The sequence below is a fragment of the Sphingobium salicis subsp. salicis genome, assembly GCF_049472635.1.
Classification (GTDB): Bacteria; Pseudomonadota; Alphaproteobacteria; order Sphingomonadales; family Sphingomonadaceae; genus Sphingobium; species Sphingobium yanoikuyae_A.
The window spans coordinates 3,777,546-3,799,633 of record NZ_JAYRCS010000001.1 but is presented as its reverse complement, the minus strand read 5'-3'; the positions used below and the strand labels follow the sequence as shown (position 1 = coordinate 3,799,633).

The window sequence follows — 22,088 nt, the reverse complement described above, 5'->3', positions numbered from 1 at the left end:
ACCAGCGCGCCGCCGGGGTAGGGACGGCAGCGCGGCGATCGCCCCTGTGCCGGCCCCGTAGCGAAGGTCGGTCCCGCCACCTCCATATTGCGCATTTCAGGCAAAATCGGTCAAGAGGGCCGATCCTACGCGCCATCCCCTCCCTCGGTTTTGAAGATCAAAAATTCTGCGATTGTTCCAAGATGGAGCAAAGCACTAAGCATGTGCTTATCGCGTAAAAATAAGTGCTTGCACGCGCGGCAGCGTGCAGCATAAGGTAAATGTATGGCTAATCCATTTGCGGGTTAGCATTGGTCGCTTCCAGTCTGTCATTGACGGGCTGCAACCGAGACACCGCACATGCGGCAGCGGCCATCTTGTTCCCCGATTAATAGTCGGTCTTGTGATGAGGCTCGACTATGACGAATATGACTTTCGACCAGCTTTGCGAGCTGTTCAATTACGTCCCCAAGGGACGTCCCCTCGACCCCAAAGAAACGGCTGAGATTCTGGCGCTGTCGGTGGATACGCTGGAGGGATACCGCACGCGCGGCGTTCCCCTGCGCCATTTCAGCCCGCCCGGTTCGCGCATCATTCGGTATGCGGAACGCGACGTTCTCGCATGGCTGGCGGCAGGTGCCCGCTACAGCACCAGCGAACAGGCGGCAGCCTGACCCCCTCCCGACCTTTCCGTCACAAAAACGGCAGGGCGTGAACCCTGCCGCCGGAGTATCGAATGAACACCAGCATTAAACGACAGGCCGCCTTCGGTCCGCAAGCCGAGCGTTTTTCCGGCAAAATGCCCCCTCGTGTCAAAAAAGGCCCGATGGATTGGGGCGCGTGCGAAATCCCGCATTACCCCGAATCCCGACAGGAGGCGCTTCATGTCTGACTCGGTGATGAGCGTCATGCAGGCGCAGCGCCGTTGGCTGGTCGCCAGCCCGGATAAGGTGCCGCACTATACCAGCGGCCAGAAGCGACATGGCGTGCTGGACGGTCCAGACGACCTTGCCCAACTAGCCAGCTATGAGGAGGCGATAGCCACGCTTGCCGCTCACCCCGGCTGGCACCTCGGTTTCGCACTTGGGCCGGATGGGTCTGGAGGGCACTGGCAGGGTATCGACTTTGACCATGTGCAGGAAAAGGCGCTCGCCGACTTGGCGAACACCGTCCCTGGCTATGTCGAGATGAGTCCCAGCGGGACGGGCGCTCATGCCATTGGGTATGGTCGCCACTTCGTCACGCTCGGTTCCAACGGCACGGGCATTGAGGCCTACGCTGCCGGTCGATACTTCACCGTCACCGAACGGCTCATTCGCGATGGTGGATTGGTCTGCCTTGCAGGCCATGTTGAGCAGGTGCTTGCACCCCGCCACGGCATTGGACGCACCGCATCAGCCAGCACGGAGCAGGTCCGCGTCGATGATAAAGTGGTGACGGAACTTCGCTCCGCGCTCCTGCACATGCGCTCCGACGATTATGACGTTTGGTATCGCATGGGACTGGCCCTGAAAGAGCTTGGCGAAACCGGGCGCGGCTTGTGGATGAACTGGTCCGCCGCTTCCGACAAATTCGACATTAAGAAGGCCGCAAAGAAATGGGAAGGCTTCGCTCCGCGCGACACTGGCTACCGCGCCGTGTTCGCAGAGGCGAAGAAGCATGGTTGGCTGAACCCGGCCAGCAATGCCGCGCAGACTGATACCGTCACCATCGACCTCGGAGAACCGTCCACCACCCGGAAGCTCGTTGGGCGCTCGCTCGCCGGGGTTGCCATGCGCTCCATCGAATGGCTTTGGGTCGGTTGGATTCCAAAAGGATACATCACCATTTTTGCCGGTGAGGCTGGTGCGGGTAAATCCACAGTCATCGGTGATGTGACTGCACGAATCACTACCGGCAGGCCTTGGCCCGGTGAGTATGAGTGCCCGGACGCATGGCGGAAACCGGAACGGGTGCTGTGGCTGGGCAGCGAGGACAGCATCGAGGAAATGACGGTCCCGCGCCTGATGGCGTGCGGTGCCAACCTTGAGAATGTAATTGAGATTCAGGGCGTCACCCAACAAGGGAAGCGCAACACTTTCTCCATGCAGGACGACTTGGAGGCGGTTAGCGAATGGCTCCGGTCGGCACGGGCCGAAGGGTTGCCGTTCGCCATGCTCGTCATTGACCCCGTGACCAGCTATCTGCCGGGGCAGAAGCTGCGGAAGGTGGACCTCGCGGACGCGGGGCAGCTTCGCACAATCCTCGAACCTTGGTTGCGGCTCGCGCAAGAGCATAACATCGCCATCGTCTGCGTGACGCATTTCGCGAAGGACACCAGCCGCGCCATGCTTCACCGCGTCATGGGTTCAGCAGCATTCGCTCAAACGTGCCGCAGCCTGTGCGCCGTCATCGAGCCTCCCTCGACCGAGGATTACGAACCGGGGCCGCATGAGAAGGCAATGATACAGGTGAAGGTGAACCTGCCCGAGCATCCGGGCGGAGCATGGAAGTTCAGCACCGAGAAGGTGACGGTCGGCATCGACGAACGGAACGGCAAGCCCATCACGGCCACTCGCCCAAACTGGGATGAGTTGGACACCGCGCTGACACCGAAGACCGCCGTGGGTCCAGCACGCGGCCCCAAGAGCAGGCAGCAACCGCAATTCGCGATGTGGCTGAAAGGCCTGTTCGCCAACAAGCCTGCGGGCACGTGGCTGACCGTGGATGAAGTGAAATGGACCGCCGTGCGCGAGAACGTCGTCTCGGAGAGCTGGTGGAACAAGCACAGCGCGGACCATCTAGACAAGCAAAACCCGGATGGAACGTGGAGGTGCCGACCGAAAGAGGCCCATGCACAAACTGGGTAAAGTGGGTGGGGGGGGGGGAAGGTGGGGAATGTGGGGTGAGTGAGCAAAACCAAGCCCTTAGGCCGCCACCGACCCCACTTCCCCGAGTTTACCACCCGACCGGCGCCCCCGTGCATACGCGCCCGCGTGTAGCCTGCGCGCGCCAACGTATCGCATCATGTTGTAAGGAGAATGAAAGTGACAGACGAAATTCGGTATCATTACCCGGTCGAACCGGGCCAGTTCCTGACTATGCTGAACCGGGTTGGGCAACTCGGGCATTGGTATGTGCGCCATTCCCCGTCATGGAATTTGAGCATTACCTCATTCAGCCTGTCTCCCGGTGCTGGTAATCTTCCTAACGAGGCATCGCTGTTCTTCGTGGAGGGCGAACTGCCTGCCGTGAAGCTCGGCAAGATTACGTTCGACCTGATGGACCTGTTCACGCCCGGAGAAGCGTGGGACCCGAAGGTCTATGCGGAGAACCCGTTCATGCCTTACCCGCTGAAGGAGTTCCTGAACCAATTGTTCGCTGTGCTGATGCTGGACCGGGAAATGCGGTGGGCAGCGCGGGAGCGGGCGATGGCGGTTGCGGCATAGGCACGGTAGCGCCGGGCACTGGTGCGCAAACGGTGCCCGTCGCCACCCATATGCCAGCGAGCGCGGGCCGGGGCTGTAATCGCCCCAAATCGCTGCCGCGCATACCATAAGTCCATCGACCCACACATATGGTATGTCACAGCCTGTCGTCCCAGAATTGAGCTAAGACATTGTTTTAACAAAATAATCACTTGCATGAATTAAGGCGGCGTCCCTAGCCTGTAGCCAATGTCTAACAGTATCCGACATTGGAGTTCGATAAATGGCCGATGAAATCCAAGACGCCGATATTCGCGTTACGCCGTCTTTCCACCCGCAGACTGTGCGAGCGATTGACGAATACGACGACGACACCTCCAGCATCCTTGCGGGGGCCGAAGCCGCGTTCAACGAAGCCTATATCGGGGTCGGGCGCGTCCATGATGCCAGCGCCGCGTCGAAGCGGAACCCCGCATGGAACGAAGCGGCGGCGCTCATCGAAACGCAGAACTTCGCGGACAAGATCGCTACCGGCCTGCTCAAGCGGTTCGACAGCGCCACGACGGGCCTGAATCGCGTGATTGAGGGTCTGGAACGCGACCTGTCCCAGCCTATTGAGAGCCGGGGCGTTGGTGCAATGGCGGGCGAGATTCGCTCGTATGTCCATTCGCTGCCGGAAGGTCAGCGCATGAGTTTCATCCGCAACGCGATTGAGGCGGGCGACGAGCGCACCGTTGGCGCTGTGCTGGGAGGGGTTCCCTACCTGTCGGGCATCACCCCCGAAATGCAGAACATCCTGCTCCGGCTGCATCACGAAAAATCCAATCCCCGTGCGGCGAAGCAACTGCGGGCAGCGAAAGCCGGTCTGGAATTGCTCGGTGAGCGCGGCGGCCTCATCTTCAAGGAGATGGAGAAGGCGGTCGGGGCGAAACAAGCAAAAGTGCAGCAACTTCGTGCAGCAAAGGCGGCGGCTGAAAAGTCGTTCGTCGTTTGATGCATCCGGTCGGATTGATTTGAGGCTGCTCTATCATGGAAACGAAAATCCCCCCTCCGTGGGGCAACGACTGGCAGCCAGCTCCGCCCCCGGAGCCGAAACCGAAGCCGACGCCGGGACCGCCGGGGAACCCAAAATGGGTAAAAGGCATGAAAAGTCCCAACCCGGCTGGCCGTCCCCCCGGTAGCACCGCTCAAACCATCCTCCTCAAGCGGATGCTGGAGAACGCGGACGGTATCGTCGACATGCTGATTGCCAAGGCGATGGAGGGGGACACGAACAGCGCCAGCCTGATTCTCAGCCGCGTCACGCCCTCGCTCAAGGCGGTAGCGCGCCCGGTCGAATTTGATTTCGACCCGGATGCGCCTGTGTCCCGTCAGGTGGAAATGGTGATTGCGGCAATCGCGGACGGAAGCGTGCCCGCTGACATCGGCAGGCAGATCATCGACGCCATCTCAAATCTCGGTTCCATCCGAATGCAGGAAGATTTGGAAGCCCGCATCGTTGCCTTGGAAGAGGCGCGTGATGGGAGAGCGTAAAATGCAATTATTTGGACTTCGGTTGGAAAGAGCGGCGATGCGACCGACCCGCCCGACCGATCCCATCATAGGGGCACGGGCATGACGACGAAGAACCTGAAAGCTGACATTTCGCTGGCGGAGCGCCGCCGTATTGAACGCGAGCAGCAGGCCGAGATTCGCGCCATGCTGGCACCGCGTCACTTCGCTACCATGATGGAGCAGATGGCAATTGACGCCACGCTGGCCCGGTTGGAGCGCGAAGCCCTCCTTGAGGCCGCGCCTGCCATCTATGCGATTATGGGGCACACGGAACAGGTGACGGTCCCCGTGCCCGCTCCCGTGGTCTCCCTTGAGCCAGCGTCAGCAGCGCAGTCCCTTCCGGTGCCGGTAGCATCTCGTCCTGCTCCGCCTGACGGTCTGCGCCAGCGCCTCGGGTTGCAATAGTCGTAATGGCGGGCATCCGGGCTTTGCAGAAGCGAGCGGCGAAGCTGGAGAAGGCGGACATGCCGACACCATCGCCGTTCGTGCAGTGGTTCGGGTCGTTTGACGCATGGGTTGAGCGCGAAGTGCTACCGGGGGTGGAGAGCGGGGCGCTGGACCAGCGCGACATGATTAACGTGGTGGCTGCCCTCCGTCGCTGGGAGCGGGGCGGGACATGGGCACTTGCGCGTTATTAGATATGTGCACCGATCAAGGGGCAGCCGTATCTAGGTTGCAGGCCGCACAGAAGGCGTTCAGGCCAATCTTTGAGGCGAGAGAAAATAGCAACGCTATCACAGGCACTACAGCGGCAGCTGCCAATCCTACCGTGCTGGCGACTACTGCGGCAACCATACTCACTAAACCAACTTTTCCTTGGCCATTCCAAATCTGTACAGCTTGAGCACGTTCGTCGTTATATTTTTCGTCACCACAGACGAATGCGACGAATTCTTTCTTCACGTTCGCGTAAAAGCTCTGGATTGGTCCGCCGACACCAAAGCCTAGGGTGTTGTTTGATCCGGTTCTAGAAAGCCAAAGCTCTCCAACTTCTTCTTCGGATTTTCCCGATGCGACTAATTGTTCGATAGATTCGGACTGGCTTTTAGGCAGGCCATCAAGCCATCCGTCCGTTGTGAGTGCGATAGCAAGCATCAGAGCAACCCTGCAATATATTCAGCGGAAACGGCGTGCGTTGTCTGGTGCAGCGCCTGCGGATCAATCCCGCCTAGTGATATGCCGCTTGGCCCACCCGGCACATAGCCACCAACAATCATGGCGCACACAAATCGTCCATCAGCGGAAAAAACTGGTCCGCCAGATTGGCCAGGGCGCGTTTGTGTATTCAGCACCACATGTTTGATTTTTAGGCTGTCAGCACCGAGAAGGATGCGAGCGCCAACCATGCTTGATTGCTGGGTGAGCACCAAGCGACCATGATCGGCGTGAGGGTAGCCTAGACTTTGGACAGGCGCACCCGTGGAAATCATGTCTGAACTGCCCAAGCCATAGCCAAATGACATGTTGTTTGAAGTGTCAGCAAACTCCAAAATGGCTATGTCGTGTAGCGGGCTGTAATTGACAATCTTCAGCGTCGTTCCGTTGACCTGTTGATTAGTGGTATCTTGGTAATCCGACAGCGCATCAGCACGTCCAAAAATTGCCAGCAGCCCTTCATCGCTGGGGCCGGTTACATGGGCGGCAGTCGCGAATTTCCGAGGGCCTACAGCAAAGCAGGTTCCGAGAGGCTGGATGGCTCCGCCGTTTATGATCCTGCCAAGAGGCAAAACTACCCTGCCAATGTGGTTGTCCATTATATCCCCCCTAGTCGAATCTGATGAAGCCGCAGGCATTTAACCGCAGACAGATGTTCTGTCGCCGGCTTTTAGTGAGGCTGCTAGACATGCGCTAGATGACGTGAGGATATGCCACTGGCGCTGCCAGTGGATTGCCACTAAACCATTGTTTTTGCTGGTAATTTTGGTCGGGACGAGAGGATTCGAACCTCCGACCCCCACACCCCCAGTGTGATGCGCTACCAGGCTGCGCTACGTCCCGACCGGAGGGCGCCCAATAGAGGGATGAATTGGAAGTTGCAAGGGATTCGATGCAGGCTTTTTGCGGGGCGTGCAAATGACCGGCTTTTCCGTCCGTTGCCCGATGCATTCAAAGCCCGCCGTTCCGGGCGCGAAAAGCCAAGCATGTTGCCTTGCCCCGGCCATCTGTGTTAGCCGCCCGCGCTTGATCCCATGCCCGCGCCCTGCGGGTTGGGGAGACCGAAAAACAAGGCGAAAGTCCCACCATGTTCATTACTCCAGCCTTTGCCCAGACCGCGGGCGGGCAAGCCTCCGGCGCCGGTATCCTGGTGCAGATGGCACCGCTGGTCCTCATCTTCGTCGTCTTCTACTTCCTGCTGATCCGTCCGCAGCAGAAGAAGATGAAGGAGCATAAGGGCAAGATCGACGCCGTGAAGAAGGGCGACCAGGTCGTGACCGGCGGTGGCCTGGTCGGTAAGGTCGCGCGCGTCGACGACATCTATGTCGATATCGAGCTGGCGCCGAACATGAAGGTCAAGGCGGTCAAGTCGACCCTGGCCGACGTGATCGACCCGACCACCGCCAAGCCCGCGAACGACTGATCCAACCATGCTGAACTTCTCGCGCTGGGCCATCGCCGGCATCCTGTTGCCGCTGATCATCGGCATCTTCTGCGCCGTCCCGAGCTTCCTGCCCGATTCGACGGTGGCGAAGCTGCCCCCCTTCATGCAGACGCGGGTCAATCCGGGCCTCGACCTTGCCGGCGGCAGCCATCTGCTGCTGGAAGCGTCGACCCAGGATGTGGCCAAGCAGCGGCTCGCCAATATGGAGGAGCAGGTCCGCACGGAGCTGCGCCGGGGCGAGACGAAGATCGCGATCGGCGATATCTCCAGCCGTGACGGGAAGCTCAGCTTCATGGTCCGCAACCCCAGCGAAGTGGATGCCGCCGTCGAGCGCATCCGCCCGCTGACCCAGGGGGCGGGCCTGACCGGCCAGCGCGACTTCAATGTCGAGGTGGTCAACAGCTCCACCATCGTCATCACGCCGACCCAGGCGGGAATCGACAATGCGGTCAAGAGCGCGATGCAGGTCGCGACCGAAGTCATCCGCAAGCGCATCGACGAAATGGGCACGCGCGAGCCGACCATCCAGCAGCAGGGCGCCAATCGCATCGTCGTGCAGGTGCCGGGCCTGCAGGATCCCAAGGCGCTGAAGGCGCTGCTGGGCCAGACCGCGAAGCTGGAATTCAAGCTGGTCGACATGAGCGCCAATCCGAGCGAGGTGGCCCAGGGCCGCGCGCCGGTGGGCAGCGAAGTCCTGCCCTATCCGACCAATCCGGCCGGGCCGCCGATGATCGCCGTCCACCGCCAGGTGATGGTGTCGGGCGAGGAGCTGACTGACGCGCAGCAGACCTATGACCAGCAGACCAACGAACCCAATGTCACCATCCGCTTCAACGGATCGGGCGGCAACAAGTTCGCCAAGGTGACGTCGCAGAATGTCAACCGCCCCTTCGCCATCATCCTGGATGGCAAGGTGCTGTCGGCGCCGAACATCAATGAGCCGATCTTGGGCGGGTCGGCGACGATTTCGGGCAGCTTCACCGTCGAAGGCGCCAACCAGCTGGCGATCGCGCTGCGGTCGGGCAAGCTGCCGGTCAACTTCGTCGTGGTCGAGGAACGCACCGTCGGTCCGGGCCTGGGCGCCGATTCGATCCGCGCCGGCCTGGTCGCGTCGATCGTCGCGGTCGTCGCGGTCGCTGCCTTCATGTTCGTGAGCTATGGCCGGTTCGGCATGTATGCGAATCTGGCCGTGGCCATCAACGTGCTGGTGATCCTGGGCGTGATGGGCATTTTGGGCGCGACGCTGACCCTGCCGGGCATTGCCGGCTTCGTGCTGACCATCGGCACCGCGGTCGACGCCAACGTGCTGATCTATGAGCGTATCCGCGAAGAGCGGCGACGCGGGCGCGGGGTCGTGCAGGCGATCGAGTTCGGCTACAAGGAAGCCAGTCGCACCATTTTCGAAGCAAACGTGACCCACGCGATCGCCGGTGGCATCATGCTCGCGCTGGGCTCCGGCCCGGTCAAGGGCTTCGCCATCGTGCTGCTGATCGGTATCGCGACCAGCGTGTTCACCGCCGTGACCTTCACGCGCGTTCTCGTGTCGGGCTGGGTGCGTCGCACTCGTCCCACGGACATCCACATTTAAGAGGGGCGGGAGGAACAACCCATGAAACTTCTCAAGCTCGTCCCCGACAACACCAATATCGGCTTCGTCAAGCTGCGCCACTGGGCCTTTGGCCTGACGCTGCTGCTGACTGTGCTGGCGGTCGGCGCGACCTTCTACAAGGGCCTGAACCTGGGCGTCGACTTTGTCGGCGGCCTGATGATCGAGGCGAAGTTCCCGCAGGCGGTCGAGACCGACAAGGTCCGCGACACGATCGCGGGGCTGCGCGTGGGCGAAAGCTCGCTGCAGCAGTTCGGCGATCCCAAGACGGTGCAGATCCGCCTGCCGCTGCCCGAACAGGGCGGCGCCGGCGCGGCCAATGCCGTGGTCGAAAAGACCCGCAAGGCGATGGAGGCGCAGTTCCCCGGCGTCACCTTCTCGCGCTATGATACGGTGTCGGGCAAGGTGTCGGGCGAACTGATCCAGAATGGCGTGCTGGCGGTCGTGCTGGCTATCATCGGCATCGCGATCTTCTCCTGGTTCCGCTACGAATGGCAGTTCGGCGTATCGACCTTCGTCGCGATCGTCCACGACGTGCTGATGACGCTGGGCTTCTTCGCGATCACCCAGCTGGAGTTCGACCTCAACATTATCGCCGCCGTGCTGACCATCGTGGGCTATTCGATCAACGACAAGATGGTGATCGACGACCGTATCCGCGAGAATATGCGCAAATATCGCAAGATGGACATGAAGTCGCTGATCGATCTGTCGGTCAACGAGACGCTGCCGCGCACGGTCATGACCTCGGTCACCATCCTGCTGGCGCTGGGCGCGCTGCTGCTGCTGGGCGGCCATGTGCTGCGCGGCTTCACCGCGGCCATGATGCTGGGCATCATCGTCGGCACCTATTCGTCGGTCTATGTCTCCTCCTCGCTGCTGATCACGCTGGGCCTGAGCCCGCAGACGGCCGAGAAGAAGGCCAAGAAGGGCGGCATCGCCGCCCAGGCCGAGCGCATGGGCCCGCGCGACGGAGCCCAGCCCTGAGCGACCGTCAAACCGGAATCGAACTGCGCCGCGACGATAGCGGCCAGGGTCCGATTGTCACCGGCTTCCAGGGCCGGGGCTTCCGGGTGAAGGACGATGTCTTCCCGGACGGGCTGTTGCTCAGCCCCGTCCGGGCACTGGCCTGGATGCAGGCGCCGGCGGTGTCGGCGATGAGCGTCGCTGCGTTGGGCGACCTGTTCGACCATCTGGAACTGAAGCCCGAATTCCTGCTGCTGGGCACCGGCAGCGGGTTGCAACAGCCGCCCCGCGCCTTCGTGCGGGAACTGGAAGCACGCGGCATCGGCGTCGAGGCGATGGACAGCCGCGCCGCCGCCCGTGCCTGGGGCGTGCTGCGCGCCGAGGAACGCTGGATCGTGGGCGCGCTGCTGCCGCTCTGATCAGCCGGGCTGGAGCCGGGGATAACGCGCCAGCCACCGCTTGGCGCACACCCGCGCATCGAAGATCGCCCGCCTTGCGCCGAGAAAGGCGGGGCCGGGCACCAGCCGCAAGCCGAACAGATCATCAAGGCCGAAGGGGGCGTTGACCTCCAGCCGGTCGTCGGGCGTCAGACGGACGCCGACGGCGGTCGCCGTTTCGGTCCAGTGGCGCATCGCATCGGCAGCATCGGCATAGGGTGCGTCCCGATTGCGCAGGTGCATCCGCGCCTGATTCTTGACAGACCAGTCGACGTCCGGGCGCAGCGTGGCCAGTTGCCGCTCGATCTGCCGGTCGAGCGCAGGATCGGTCCGGGCGGGATCGAACCAGATGATGTCGATATCGCCGACGGGGATCGACGGGGCGTGGCCGTGGAGATGGTCCCAGACCGCATCGCGCACGAAGCCGGCGGCGACCCAGCCATCGGGCAGGTCGAGCGCGCGGAGCAGATGCAGGATCGCCATCCGCCAGGGATCGGCGTTCAGCAGGTCGCGCAACCGCGCTTCCATGCGGATTACGACTTCATCGACCAGGCGGTCAGTTCCTCCAGGTCGAGGTCGCGCTCCAGTTCATGCAGCACATGTTCGTCGATGTCGCCGGCGCGGTGCAGGCGCAGCAGTTCGGCGCGGCCGGCGGCGATCGCCTCCAGCACCAGGTCGAAATGGGCGTGGAGCCGGTCGGCGAACTGTTCTTCCTGCCCGGCATAGTTTTTCGAGAGGACGGCGCGGCGCTGATAGCGTTCGAGCAGTTGCGGGTGGATGAGTTCACCCGCCGCATCATAGGCGAGCTGTTCGACGCGCACGGCCTGGACCCTGGCGATGGCGGCTTCGGCATCGCTCATGCTGAGGCGGGGGCGATCATGAATCGGGTCGGAGAGGCCCGCCCAGCGGATCAGCAGGCCGAGCGTCGTGCCCTGGATGAGGACGGTGCCGAGAATCACGCCAAAGGCCGCGACCAGCAGGAAGTCGCGCCCCGGAAAGCCCTCCGGCACGGAGAGTGCGACCGCCAGCGTCACCACGCCGCGCATGCCGGCCCAGCCGAGCACGGTAGCGCCGCGCGGGCCGACCGGGCTGTAACGGCGCAGGCCCAGCGCGCGCAGCAGCAGGATGATGGCGTCCGAGCCGAACACCCAGACGAAGCGGGCGGCGGTGAGGGCGAGCAGGATGAGCAGCACGGGCACCGCCATATTGTCGAGCACGACGGCAAAGCCGCCGACCCGGTCGACCACCCCGCGCAGCGAGGAGCCGATCAGCATGAACACGGTCGCTTCCATGAGGAAGATCATCACCGCCCAGAAGGCGGTGCCGCGCATCCGCACCGAGGCAGACCAGACGATATGCTGATACCAGCCGCAGATGAGGCCGGCGGCCACGGTGGCGATGACGCCGGAGACATGGAAGGCTTCGCCCAGCAGATAGGCCGACCAGGGCACCAGCATGGAGGAGGCGATCATCAGATAATCGTCGCCCAGCCGCCGGACCAGCAGCACCCAGATGGCACCGATCGCGCCGCCGACGATCAGGCCGCTGACGGCGAGCAGAATGAAGCTTTCGAGGCCCGCGACCGCGCTGAAGCTGCCGGTGGCGACGGCGGCGATGGCGAAGCGGAAGAGGACCAGGCCACTGGCGTCGTTGAACAGGCTTTCGCCCTCCAGCAGTTTTCCCCCTTTAATTCCTAGCCCCCCAAAACCGAAGGGAGGTGCGGCCGCGTAGCGTAGCTATCAGCTACGCGAAGCGAAGCGGCCGTTCCGGGCGTTTGAGCACCTGCCGACGGCTCTGCCGGAGGCCCGGTCAAGCACTTGAGACGTGCAATTCCTGGCGAAGAGGGTGAAGCAAGGAAAGCGAAAACGCAGCCAAATTTTCTCCTCTCTGTTCTTGCAGAGGAGAATCCAATCTGCGACTGAGCGGACGTCGTTGGTGGTAAGCCCGACGATGGGGCGTGGTAACCTCTCTAGCTGATGGCCGGTCGCAAAGTGTTGCGGCCGGGTGGCCGTCGCGCATGTCCAAGGCTCGCCTAAAGGCGACGGCGCTTGGAGCATCAGCCTAAGTTACCAACACCCGGCTCTGCCGGTCCGCCCCCTGCTTGCAGCGTTGGAGGACTGAGCATGCGTATCGAGTTTACGGGTCACATTAAGCCCGAGGATTTTGATCGGGTTGTAGCAGCCGCTATGGGCGTGCTCGCGGACGAGGGCGTCGCGAAGATAAGTAGTGTCACCCTCGATTTTCTCGCCTGGGGTGCCGAAGGAGAACGACGGCAAGCAGTTGATAGCGACGGGTACATGGCAACGTTGACGATACTAGGCGAAGAATTGGCTGCCATCCCAACCGTTGTACAACTTCAAGCGCCGGAGACTATCACGTTCCGCGATCGGCCTGAGGACATGGAATTCAGCATGTTCAATATAGGAGCGGGTCGAGATGACTGAGGATGAAATTCTTCAGAAGAACCTCGATTTGGCTATCGGTCTACCCGACGGATGGCGCGCTCTTTACCAGAAATTGATCCACGAGTTAGCGAAAGTGGATGGAACGGCGACGGTCGTTCAAACCAAGGAAAAGTTCGGAGAGATGCGGGTTTATCTGAAGGCTTACAGCGAGCCGGCTTTTGCCCTTACCGATTCTGCTACCGCTAGTTCGCGCACCCTCTGTCAGCAATGTGGCGAGCCGGCGGTTCTTTCACGATCGGCTGATGGGTTTTACGCGACCGTTTGCTCACAACACTCGGAAGGGTTTGAACCTGCTAATTTCTCTCCCATGCGCCACGTCAGGGTGCTGATTCCCAAACCCGACGATGATGTCGAGGACAACGCGAGCTGGTGATGCGGCAGGAACAAAAATGATCATTACTCTCCTCGAACATTTGTCGCGCATCCGCGCTCGCAAAGTCGAGCTTGGTATCGTTGATAGCCCCGAGCGCACCGAAGCGATGCGCAACTCAGGGCTTCGGCGAACGGCGCGAAAACGCGCAGCTCTCGCGCGGATTGCCGAACGTTTGCGTGCGGCAGGTGTTACTCCTCTAGAATAGGACGACTAACAGTCAGGAGTGGTCCTACTGACCAGTTGTCGCTGCTTAGAGGCTGTGTCAGAACGCTGACGTAACGGTGGACGGCCGAGTTTCGATATGATTCCGAGGGGTTGCGACACCAACCTTGGAAGGCATCATGTGGAAACCGACCGCCCGCGCGCATCATAGCCGCGCACAGCTTCGCTATGGAAGCGATCTTACCGATGCAGAATGGCATTTGATTGAGCCGTATTTGCCCGCGCCGTGCCAATGCGGACGGCGAAGGCGTTGGCCGATGCGGGAAATCATCGAGGCCATTTTCTATTTGCTGCGGGCAGGTTGTCCCTGGCGGCTTTTGCCTGACAGCTTTCCGCCATGGCGCACGGTCTACCGTTGGTTCTGCACTCTGCGTGACGATGGGACATTCGAAAGTCTCAACCACCATCTCGTCCAGATCGACCGCGTCCGAACGGGGCGAGAACCGATGCCGTCAGCGGCGGCCATCGACAGCCAGAGCGTCAAGACCACTGAAGCGGGTGGTCCGCGCGGCTATGACGCAGGGAAAAAGATCATGGGCCGAAAGCGCCACGCCATGGTCGATACCGATGGTCGTGCGCTCGAACTGCTGGTCCATGGCGCTGACGTGCAGGACCGAGACGGCGCAGTGCCTTTGCTCCGGCAGTCACGCCAGCGGCACCCCTTGGTCGAGCATGCCTATGCCGACAGCGCCTACAACAGCGATCGCGTCCGGGAAGCCACATCCATCACGATAGAGATCGTTCGGAAATTAGCCGACCAGACCGGGTTCGTCGTCCATCCCAGACGATGGGTGGTCGAACGAACCTTCGCATGGCTCAATCGAAATCGACGCTTGGCAAAGGACTTCGAGCGAACCATCAAATCCGCAACTGCACTTCTATATGCCGCTGCTGCCGTGGTCCTCATCAGGCGCATCGCTCGTTACGCATGAGATTCAAGACAGATGGGGTGATTGGGGCTCGCCACCGAGTCGGAGAGGTGGCTGCTCCTCGCAAATGGTAGAACGTGGTCCGTATCGAGCGGCCACAACCATGAGGAGAAGCAACCGTGAACTACTATGCCGGATTGGATGTTTCGTTGGAAGAGACGGCCATCTGTATTGTCGATGAGACGGGCGCGATCGTACGCGAGCTACGCGCGCCCAGCGATCCTGAAAGCTTGATATCGGCGTTCAACGGGGTTGCTTTGCCGATGGTGCGGATCGGACTGGAGGCCTGTTCGCAATCGGCGTGGCTTCACCAGGGTATGGCTCGGTCCGGCTTGCCGGTGTTGTGCATTGAAACACGACAGGCAAAAGCGGCCATGGGAGCAATGCCGAACAAGACTGACCGCAATGACGCGCGGGGATTAGCGCAAATCATCCGAACGGGCTGGTATCGGCAGGTTCACGTCAAGAGTGCCCCGTCACGGATGTCGCGCTCATTACTTGTGGCGCGCCGGACGGTGCTCTGTAAAGTGCGGGACATGGAGAATGCGGTGCGCGCCGTACTACGCGAAAGTGGGCTCAAAGTTGGAGCTCCAGGCCGCAAGCTGTTCGCCACGCGGGTGCGCGAACTCGCTGAAACCGACCCTTCGCTGGCGGATATTACAGAACCCTTGCTGGCCATCGTCGCCGCCATGCACTGCCAACTTGAACGGCTGACACGCCGTGTTCTTGAGACCGTTCGAGTTGAACCCATCTGCCGGCAGTTGATGTCTGTGCCTGGCGTGGGGCCGCTGACGGCGCTCGCCTTTCGCGCGACCGTGGATCGACCTGAACGCTTCCGACGATCTCGCGATGTCGGCGCCCATCTGGGCCTGACTCCAAGGCGATATCAATCGGGTGAAACAGATGTGCAGGGACGCGTCAGCCGGTGCGGAGACGAACTCGCGCGCACATTGCTTTACGAGGCGGCCCATACGTTACTGACCCGATGCAAGAAATGGTCGGCGCTCAAAGCCTGGGGCATGGGCATTGCCAAGCGGCGGGGGATGGCAAAGGCCCGCGTCGCTGTCGCCCGCAAGCTCGCGGTGATTTTGCATCGCATGTGGAGCGATCAGACTGAGTTTCGCTGGGGGAAGGTTCCAGCAGGCCAGATCGCATGAGGAGGCCCGAACAAGATCCCGTCTGAGAAGACGGGTAGCGTCGTTCCCATGGGGACGAAGGGCAAGACGATCTCGCTTAGAGTCCGGAACCTCAGCCCAGCTGAAGGTCGCGAAACAGATTGAGACGCCTTGCTCTCCATGACCCCATTATGCGGCGGCCTTGCGCCGACCGCGGAGAGAAGCGAGTGATCCATGGGAACGATCACGTAATCGAGGAAGCAGCTTGACCCAAAAGGCCCCAATCAGAGAAGGCTCTTAGGTTCGGCTGACTGCCATTCCGGTGACTTACGACCAGTTCATGTTGTTCCGACCCGCGCCGAAATGTCCGCTTTCGCCGAAGGTGGTTATTTGTAACATTGACAACTGCCGAGCAGCAAGCGCCCATCCAAGTCGCTCAGGCGGGAAATCAGTGCGCCTATTGACGGACGTTCTGCCTATGACCGGGGCTGGGACCTTTGCGACGGTCGGCTTTGGAACGCCGATATTAAGATAGCGGACATTGCAAGTTCAGGGAGTCGAGCCGGCGGTATTGCCGCATCTCGTGTGCGACAGCTGCGCGGCGGAGCGGCTCGGCGTTTCCTCGCACCAGTGCATTAACCGTATGACGCTAGAGCTGGTCGCCGAGCGCGATTGAAGTGGCGGGGGGAAATCTGCTCATGACGCTTCGGCGAGAGGGCAATTTTTCGCTGGAAGGGATGAATGGCGCTGACTAGTGGGGGAAGAGGAAGAGATGGTGACGTTCAGACTGAAGATGCTGCCTGCGCTGGACGGCGATTGCCTGCTCCTATCCTGGGGCGATGAGGGTCCGCTCCATCACATGGTATTCGATGGCGGCAGGAAGGGCGCCTACGCCTACCTCCAAGACGAGTTGGCCGTCATCAAGAAGGCCGGCGAGAAGCTGGACCTCTACGTGCTCTCGCACGTAGACGCCGACCACATCGAGGGCTCCCTCGCCTACTTCGACGACGTCAACCGTCCACTGCTGCCGGAGCAGGTCTGGTATAACGGCTTCGAGGAGATGGGGCGCGCGGGCGCGGGCGTCCGCAGCATGCGCCAGGGCGATGACTGGTCGAAGGCGATCGCGCGGCTGCGCCTGCCGCTCAACACGTCTTTCGAGGACGGCGTGGCGGCAATCGAGAAAGTGCCCGGTCCGATCGACGTCGAAGGTCTGAAGGTTACGATGCTGTCGCCGGACGCGGCGCATCTGGCGGCGATGCGTCTCAAGTGGGAGGCCTACCGCAAGACGGTCGCGACCGCGCGGACCGGCGTGCGCCGCGGGGCAAAAGCGGCTCGGCCGCCGGTGGAGCCGCCCATCGTCGTCGAGGACTACGTGGCCGACGGCGAGATCGACACCGAGCTCCCGAACGGGACTAGCATCGCGTTCGTCGCGGAGTGGCGGGACCGGCGCGTCCTGCTCGGGGGTGACGCGCATCCAAACCTGCTGACGTCGTCGCTGGCGCCTCTGGCGAAGGAGGAGGGCGGGCGCTACCGCCTCGATCTTCTCAAGGCGTCCCACCACGGCAGCAGGAAGAACACGTCGCGCGAGCTCATCGAGATCATCGACTGCCGTCAGATCGCGGTCTCCACCAACGGCTCGCTGCACCAGCATCCCGATCCGGAAGCGATCGCCCGCTTCATCCACTACGGCACGGCGGGTGCCAAGAATCTCTGGTTCAACTACGGATCGGACTGGACGCAGCCGTGGGCCGATGCAGACACGATGGCGAAATACGGCTACCGGACCCACTTTCCGCCTCCAGATCAGCAGGGAGGCATGGAGATTGACCTGATGGTTGATCCGCCGCTCTGAGACGGGATGGTTCCCAAACGGATGGATCTTATTGAACCGGACGTCCGCCGGGTCGACAATCGGCAAGGCGAATGGCGTCAGGGCTGGCGAGAGAGGCGCAGTGGGGAAGACGATGGACTACGGTTGGACGAGCGTCGGCGAGCTTGAGCACAAGCTCGCAGAGATCCTGTTGGCGCGGTATCCCGGCGAGGTGACCGAGCTGGACGTCTCGATCGAAGGCGACACGGTCGTCCTGTCCGGGGAAGTGGCGAGCGAGGCCTGCCGTGGCGATGCCAAGCGCCAGCTTCTCGCCTTCGACGGCGTGTTCAAGGTCTCCAACCGGCTCGAGGTCGCCGCTTTCCTCGAGGCTGCGAGCGATTCCTCGACCGAGGACGATTACTTCGACAAGCGGCCGAGCAAGCAGGGGGTGCGTTCCGACGGCGACGGAGACCGCCCAAGCACCGGGGGCCGGCGTCGCAAGAGCTTCAATCCGGTTTGGGACGAGGTCTATAAGGGCAGCGGCAGCGGCCGGATCGAGGGCCCTGGGGTCGAATATGCGTCCTACGACGGGGATGACGAGCCAAATTCCGTCGAGGTCAGCCGCTATCCGACAATCGAGAGTTCGGGCGAGCTGTCGTCCGGCGCAGTCATCGACGTCACGGTGGGCCTGACGACGGATTCGAATGGCAGAGAGAATCCGATCGACGTCGGCAGCTTCGCAGCCGATTGGACCGAGATCGAGCTGTCAGTCCAGATCGTCGGCGACTGGCTGAAGTCTGTGACACCCGAGACCGGTTCGATCACGCTTCGCCGGGATGGGCCAACAACTGCGGCCAGGTTCGCCTGCACCGTTTCCCCGAACTACGTGCTGGGATCGCCGGCCGTGCTGCAGGTCTACTACCTGCACGGCACGCGCATCTGCGGGTCCACGCTCCGGGACCTAGCGGTCCACGAGGCGCCGCAGAAGGGCGCCGATGCCGAGGAGCGGGCGAAGCCGGAGCCGCCGAGAGCCGCTCCCGCGGCGGCGGGCGTGGTCACTGTGGTGCCCGACGCGTCGGGTCCTGCGCTCGTGGTCATGATCGCGGGGGTGGACGGCGAGCAGCAGTGGATCTGGAAGCGCTACGGGCCGGACGGATACAGGACCGGCAGCGGGACCGTGCAGCTCGGCTGCACTGCGAAGGCGTTCGCGGACACGCTTCTGGCGTCATGTCCGGATCTACCGGCCGACAGCTTCCGGCGCATGATGCGCGGAATCGGGGAGGCGATCTGGCGCAAGGCGCCGGATGGCTTTCGCGATGCCTATCTCGGCTGCCGCAAGGCCCTAGGCAGTGACTTTCCGATCCAGTTCAGCAGCGACGACCCGCACGTGCCCTGGGAGATGATGAAGCCCGACGTCGACGGCGGAACGGTGGACCACCTCTATATCGAGCACCCCGTCGCCCGTTGGCCGCTGAACACCAGCGGTGCGCTGCGGCCGACGTTCATAGCGGGGGACATCCTGTCGTTCGTGCCGGACTATCCCCTGCAGAAGCTGGCTTCGGCGGCGGAAGAGAGCGTGTGGATCTGCTCGACCTTGGGCGGCATTCGCATGGCCCCGACGCGCAGCGCGTTCCTAGATCTGCTAGACGGTAAGCATTCTGATCCCGTGCGGCTGATCCATTTCGCAGGGCACGGCATGGCCGACACCGGCTCGAACGATGGCGGCATCGAGCTTCAGGACGCAACGGTCGGATTGATGGAGGTATACCAGTCCTCGACCCAGATTGGGCATCGGGACGGGCCGCTCATCGTGCTGAACGCCTGTGAGGCCTCAGCCGGCGCCGAGATGTTGGGGATGAACACTGGCTGGGGGGCGGCGGTCGCCGCCACCGGCTTCGGTGGCTTGATCGCGCCGCTCTGGGCCGTGCAGGACGCGATAGCCTTCCAGATGGCCCAAGACAGCCTTCCCCAGCTCTTGAGTGGGCGCGCCACCCTCGGTGCCGCGGTACGTGACGCGCGCCGGAAGAACGCCGAGACATCGGTCGCGGCGCTCGCCTATCTGACGCACGGCGACGTGATGGCGCGGTTCGCTACGTCCTGACCAAGCTAGGGACGTCGACCAGCGCCGAGGCGGGAACGAGCGCCCGCACCTCCGACACGAGGTCGTTGGTGGTCTCGGGCGTTCTGATCGATACAATGAGGCTGAAGGGGACCGAGAGGTTAGCCGGTGGAGTCTCGGCGTTGGTCGCCCACCACCCCCGGCTCGGCGCCACGTTGAGCAGCCGCCGCCCGACGAGCTGGTAGGCTGGGCCGCGCCAGACGTCGTGGTGGAGCGTGCCTCGGTTGCGCTTGCGCCAGCCCAGGGCCCAGCCGCTGTCGGCGGCGCGGGATTCCGACGCGAAGACCGCGCGGTTGACGCGTCGCTCCGCACGCGCTTCACTTTCCTCGAAGCGCTGGAAGTCGAAGCTGAGGCCGTGCGAAGAGTAGAGCTGCGGACGCTGCAGTCCAGCGCTGTGAAGGTCCGGCTCGATGAAGTATGACAGCGTGCACCGCATCTCAACCTCGGTTGCGCCGAGAGCGCTGAGGGCCTGGTCCGGCCACGGCAGGCGGAAGGACTTCATCTCCTTCAGGGTGACACCGCGGCCCTCGTCCTGCTTAAATGGTCTGAGAGTGTCCTGCGCGATGAGCGTCAGTGCATTGTTCGCGCTCCAGAAGATGCGCTCCTCATCGGGAACACCCCAGCCGAAGCAATCGAGCGTCGCGAGGGTCGCCTCCTCATCGGTGGCGCCGGCGTCGATCAGGTCCTGCCGTCGGGCTTGCATGACGTCGGTCCACTCTGCGCAGTGGACGAGAAGGCCACGGATAGTTTCTGGTCGCATGGCTGGATATCGCGCGAGGACGCGGCCAGCGAGCCGCGACGCCGCGGCGCACGCCGCGCTGGTGTCGCCCGTGAAGGTGATCGGCCTCCGGGTCGGATCGTTGGACGTGGTCGCGATCATGTCGGGGGCATGCGGACGCGAGGTGCGCCCGCCCGGGTCGATGCCGTGGTTGCCGCCCTCCATGACGATGTCGGGCTTGTGGTGCTTCGGCCGGAAGCGCCACGGCTGGGCAGTGCGCGATCGCGGCGACAGACCGCCGGTGTCGGCCAGCGGCGACGGACCCGTGCACTTGTGAGTGAGCGCGCCGACCGAAAGCACGTTCAGCGCCTGCGCGGGCGACTGGATGCCGTGGTCCCCGTTGAGCGTCGCGTAGGACGAGACCAAATAGGGCTCGGTGGCGGAGGTCTCGACGTTGCCGACCGCGACGCAGAACAGCCTTGTGTTGCGCCTATCGTTGAACGCGAGCTTGTCGAGCGTAGACGACGTCGAGGTGGGGCGGCCGTCCTCAGGTTCGCCGACTGCAGTGGCCGCGAGACAATAGATGCGCCGGTGTTCGTCCTGGGCCTCGGCGGCACGGACTCCGCGGGCGATCGCGTCGCGCGCTGGGATGCGGACGGGGCTGCCAGGATTGAACACGGCGATAGACTCGAGGCCGATGTCGAGCCTGACGGCGTCGGTGCCACCGGCAACGTCGGCGAGATCGCCGTAGAGCGCCACGCCGGCCATCTTCGTCCCGTGTCCGTCCGGATCGAAAGCGTTCCACGCGCGGGCCACGGCGCGGCAGCGCTCCGCCGGCAGGGCCGGCGAGATCAGCGCGTTCTCCCGGTTGACGCCGGTGTCGAGTAGCGTGACCCACGGCGCGGCGGGCGGCGCGGGCACCACCCGGCTGGCGATGGCCTGATACTGCGCGAGGCGCGCCGGCGGCGGAAGGTCGGCATGCTCGGCGATGAAACTGGATGCGCCGCGCAGCTCGACGACCGCCGCGCTGCTCCCAATGAGGCGGTCGAGCGCCGCCTTGGTTGCAATGACGTTGTAGACCATTATGTCGACGAACTCGGAGCGGCGCCCCGATGTCTCGATGCCGAGCTCGTCCACCGCGACCTCGAAGGCGTCCACCATCGGCGCGCGTACCCAGATTTCCCATTCGGCCTCCCCGCGGCCGCCGGGGAAGTTCTCGAGCGTGTCGGTCCAGAGGTCCTCGATCGTCGCGCGCCTGAACTTGTCGGCGCTCTCGAACAGCCAGAAGTTGCGCGGCCGCTTGATGGAGTCCCCCGTGTCAGGATCGAATTCCTCGTTGCGGCGGTCGTCGCCGTCGGGGGTCCATTCCTCGTAGGCAGTGAGCGATTTGCTAAGCGATTCAATCGCGCTGCCGGTGAGGAAGTAGATGGCGCGGTCGTGCCCACGGTTCTCCTCAACTTTTGCATGCCTCTGCACGTTGAGGAGCTGCATGCCGGTGCTGGTCGCGCGCCTGGAGGTGCCGGTGACCAGCTCCTCGCCTTCGCGAGACGTTACCGCCACCGTGAGGCCGCGCTTTCGCAGCGGGACGCCTGTCGCGGCCTGCTCAATCCGGGCGTCGCGCAGGCTGTCAGAAAGATCTGCGAGATCGCCCCGCAGGCGGCCTGCGTGGGCCGCCCTATTCTCGACCGCCGAGGGCGGATGGTTGGAGCCGCCGCCGTGCGGTTGGAAGTTGTCGGACGCGCGTCCAATTCCTTGAACGATGATGTGACGGTGTCGAGCCATTTGAGTT

The 22,088-nt window shown here is 62.8% G+C and carries 23 protein-coding genes and 1 tRNA gene; 18 read left to right on the top strand and 6 right to left on the bottom strand.

The window, feature by feature from the left end; translation table 11 throughout:
- Positions 1-398: 398 nt before the first annotated feature.
- The 7 genes from VHN57_RS18345 (at position 399) to VHN57_RS18315 (ending at position 5,345) form a co-directional block, all read left to right on the top strand.
- Positions 399-653, top strand: coding sequence for a helix-turn-helix transcriptional regulator (locus VHN57_RS18345; protein WP_423284801.1), 255 nt, complete (start codon positions 399-401; stop codon positions 651-653).
- A gap of 62 nt (positions 654-715) precedes the next feature.
- The gene (locus tag VHN57_RS18340; RefSeq protein WP_423284799.1) at positions 716-871 is read left to right on the top strand and encodes a hypothetical protein; all 156 of its coding nucleotides are present in this window, start codon (positions 716-718) and stop codon (positions 869-871) included.
- Entirely contained in the window at positions 864-2,828 is a 1,965-nt protein-coding gene (locus VHN57_RS18335) for an AAA family ATPase (RefSeq protein ID WP_423284797.1), read from the top strand. The genes VHN57_RS18340 and VHN57_RS18335 overlap by 8 nt, the downstream gene beginning before the upstream one ends.
- A gap of 177 nt (positions 2,829-3,005) precedes the next feature.
- The gene (locus tag VHN57_RS18330) at positions 3,006-3,407 is read left to right on the top strand and encodes a hypothetical protein (RefSeq protein ID WP_278986358.1); all 402 of its coding nucleotides are present in this window, start codon (positions 3,006-3,008) and stop codon (positions 3,405-3,407) included.
- A gap of 262 nt (positions 3,408-3,669) precedes the next feature.
- Positions 3,670-4,380 carry a hypothetical protein gene (locus VHN57_RS18325; protein ID WP_278986359.1) on the top strand — a complete coding sequence of 237 codons (711 nt, stop codon included), beginning with the start codon at positions 3,670-3,672 and terminating at the stop codon, positions 4,378-4,380.
- Between the two features lie 35 nt (positions 4,381-4,415).
- Positions 4,416-4,919, top strand: a complete 504-nt coding sequence (locus VHN57_RS18320) for a DUF5681 domain-containing protein (protein WP_341462719.1) — start codon at positions 4,416-4,418, stop codon at positions 4,917-4,919.
- Positions 4,920-5,000: 81 nt separating this feature from the next.
- The gene (locus VHN57_RS18315; protein ID WP_278986361.1) at positions 5,001-5,345 is read left to right on the top strand and encodes a hypothetical protein; all 345 of its coding nucleotides are present in this window, start codon (positions 5,001-5,003) and stop codon (positions 5,343-5,345) included.
- A gap of 246 nt (positions 5,346-5,591) precedes the next feature.
- On the opposite strand, the gene VHN57_RS18310 is transcribed toward VHN57_RS18315, so the two are convergent.
- The 3 genes from VHN57_RS18310 to VHN57_RS18300 all read right to left on the bottom strand — a co-directional run bounded on the left by VHN57_RS18310 (position 5,592) and on the right by VHN57_RS18300 (position 6,938).
- A complete protein-coding gene (locus VHN57_RS18310; RefSeq protein WP_278986363.1) occupies positions 5,592-6,035 on the bottom strand; it encodes a hypothetical protein in 444 nt (147 codons plus the stop codon).
- On the bottom strand, positions 6,035-6,694 hold the full coding sequence (locus VHN57_RS18305) for a trypsin-like serine peptidase (RefSeq protein WP_278986364.1): 660 nt from the start codon (positions 6,692-6,694) through the stop codon (positions 6,035-6,037). The genes VHN57_RS18310 and VHN57_RS18305 overlap by 1 nt, the downstream gene beginning before the upstream one ends.
- A 167-nt stretch (positions 6,695-6,861) precedes the next feature.
- Positions 6,862-6,938: transfer RNA gene (locus tag VHN57_RS18300), tRNA-Pro, on the bottom strand.
- A 244-nt stretch (positions 6,939-7,182) separates the two neighbouring features.
- Here VHN57_RS18300 and yajC point away from each other — a divergent pair.
- From yajC to VHN57_RS18280, 4 genes are all read left to right on the top strand, one after another.
- On the top strand, positions 7,183-7,518 hold the full coding sequence (gene yajC, locus VHN57_RS18295; protein WP_004208743.1) for a preprotein translocase subunit YajC: 336 nt from the start codon (positions 7,183-7,185) through the stop codon (positions 7,516-7,518).
- Between the two features lie 7 nt (positions 7,519-7,525).
- Positions 7,526-9,127, top strand: coding sequence for a protein translocase subunit SecD (gene secD / locus VHN57_RS18290; protein ID WP_423284793.1), 1,602 nt, complete (start codon positions 7,526-7,528; stop codon positions 9,125-9,127).
- A 21-nt stretch (positions 9,128-9,148) separates the two neighbouring features.
- Positions 9,149-10,132: a protein translocase subunit SecF gene (gene secF / locus VHN57_RS18285; protein ID WP_010338409.1), complete on the top strand. Its 984-nt coding sequence runs from the start codon at positions 9,149-9,151 to the stop codon at positions 10,130-10,132.
- 86 nt (positions 10,133-10,218) lie between these two features.
- A complete protein-coding gene (locus VHN57_RS18280; protein ID WP_017499639.1) occupies positions 10,219-10,530 on the top strand; it encodes an MTH938/NDUFAF3 family protein in 312 nt (103 codons plus the stop codon).
- On the opposite strand, the gene VHN57_RS18275 is transcribed toward VHN57_RS18280, so the two are convergent.
- Together VHN57_RS18275 and VHN57_RS18270 are read right to left on the bottom strand one after the other, a co-directional pair.
- Positions 10,531-11,076, bottom strand: a complete 546-nt coding sequence (locus tag VHN57_RS18275) for a nucleotidyltransferase family protein (protein WP_278986365.1) — start codon at positions 11,074-11,076, stop codon at positions 10,531-10,533.
- A 5-nt stretch (positions 11,077-11,081) separates the two neighbouring features.
- Positions 11,082-12,221 carry a cation:proton antiporter gene (locus VHN57_RS18270; protein WP_423286056.1) on the bottom strand — a complete coding sequence of 380 codons (1,140 nt, stop codon included), beginning with the start codon at positions 12,219-12,221 and terminating at the stop codon, positions 11,082-11,084.
- A gap of 450 nt (positions 12,222-12,671) precedes the next feature.
- Here VHN57_RS18270 and VHN57_RS18265 point away from each other — a divergent pair, with 450 nt between their 5' ends.
- From VHN57_RS18265 to VHN57_RS18235, 7 genes are all read left to right on the top strand, one after another.
- Positions 12,672-12,992, top strand: coding sequence for a hypothetical protein (locus VHN57_RS18265; RefSeq protein WP_161730771.1), 321 nt, complete (start codon positions 12,672-12,674; stop codon positions 12,990-12,992).
- A complete protein-coding gene (locus VHN57_RS18260) occupies positions 12,985-13,386 on the top strand; it encodes a hypothetical protein (RefSeq protein ID WP_161730772.1) in 402 nt (133 codons plus the stop codon). The genes VHN57_RS18265 and VHN57_RS18260 overlap by 8 nt, the downstream gene beginning before the upstream one ends.
- A 16-nt stretch (positions 13,387-13,402) precedes the next feature.
- Positions 13,403-13,591 carry a hypothetical protein gene (locus VHN57_RS18255; protein ID WP_161730773.1) on the top strand — a complete coding sequence of 63 codons (189 nt, stop codon included), beginning with the start codon at positions 13,403-13,405 and terminating at the stop codon, positions 13,589-13,591.
- A gap of 136 nt (positions 13,592-13,727) precedes the next feature.
- Positions 13,728-14,540: an IS5 family transposase gene (locus VHN57_RS18250; RefSeq protein WP_161730788.1), complete on the top strand. Its 813-nt coding sequence runs from the start codon at positions 13,728-13,730 to the stop codon at positions 14,538-14,540.
- A 116-nt stretch (positions 14,541-14,656) separates the two neighbouring features.
- Positions 14,657-15,694, top strand: coding sequence for an IS110 family RNA-guided transposase (locus VHN57_RS18245; RefSeq protein WP_161730774.1), 1,038 nt, complete (start codon positions 14,657-14,659; stop codon positions 15,692-15,694).
- Between the two features lie 730 nt (positions 15,695-16,424).
- Entirely contained in the window at positions 16,425-17,504 is a 1,080-nt protein-coding gene (locus tag VHN57_RS18240) for a ComEC/Rec2 family competence protein (RefSeq protein ID WP_161730775.1), read from the top strand.
- Positions 17,505-17,616: 112 nt separating this feature from the next.
- On the top strand, positions 17,617-19,563 hold the full coding sequence (locus VHN57_RS18235; protein ID WP_161730776.1) for a CHAT domain-containing protein: 1,947 nt from the start codon (positions 17,617-17,619) through the stop codon (positions 19,561-19,563).
- Here the strand turns inward: VHN57_RS18235 and VHN57_RS18230 are convergent.
- A complete protein-coding gene (locus tag VHN57_RS18230; protein ID WP_423284788.1) occupies positions 19,553-22,081 on the bottom strand; it encodes a S8 family peptidase in 2,529 nt (842 codons plus the stop codon). The genes VHN57_RS18235 and VHN57_RS18230 overlap by 11 nt on opposite strands.
- Between the last annotated feature and the right edge of the window lie 7 nt (positions 22,082-22,088).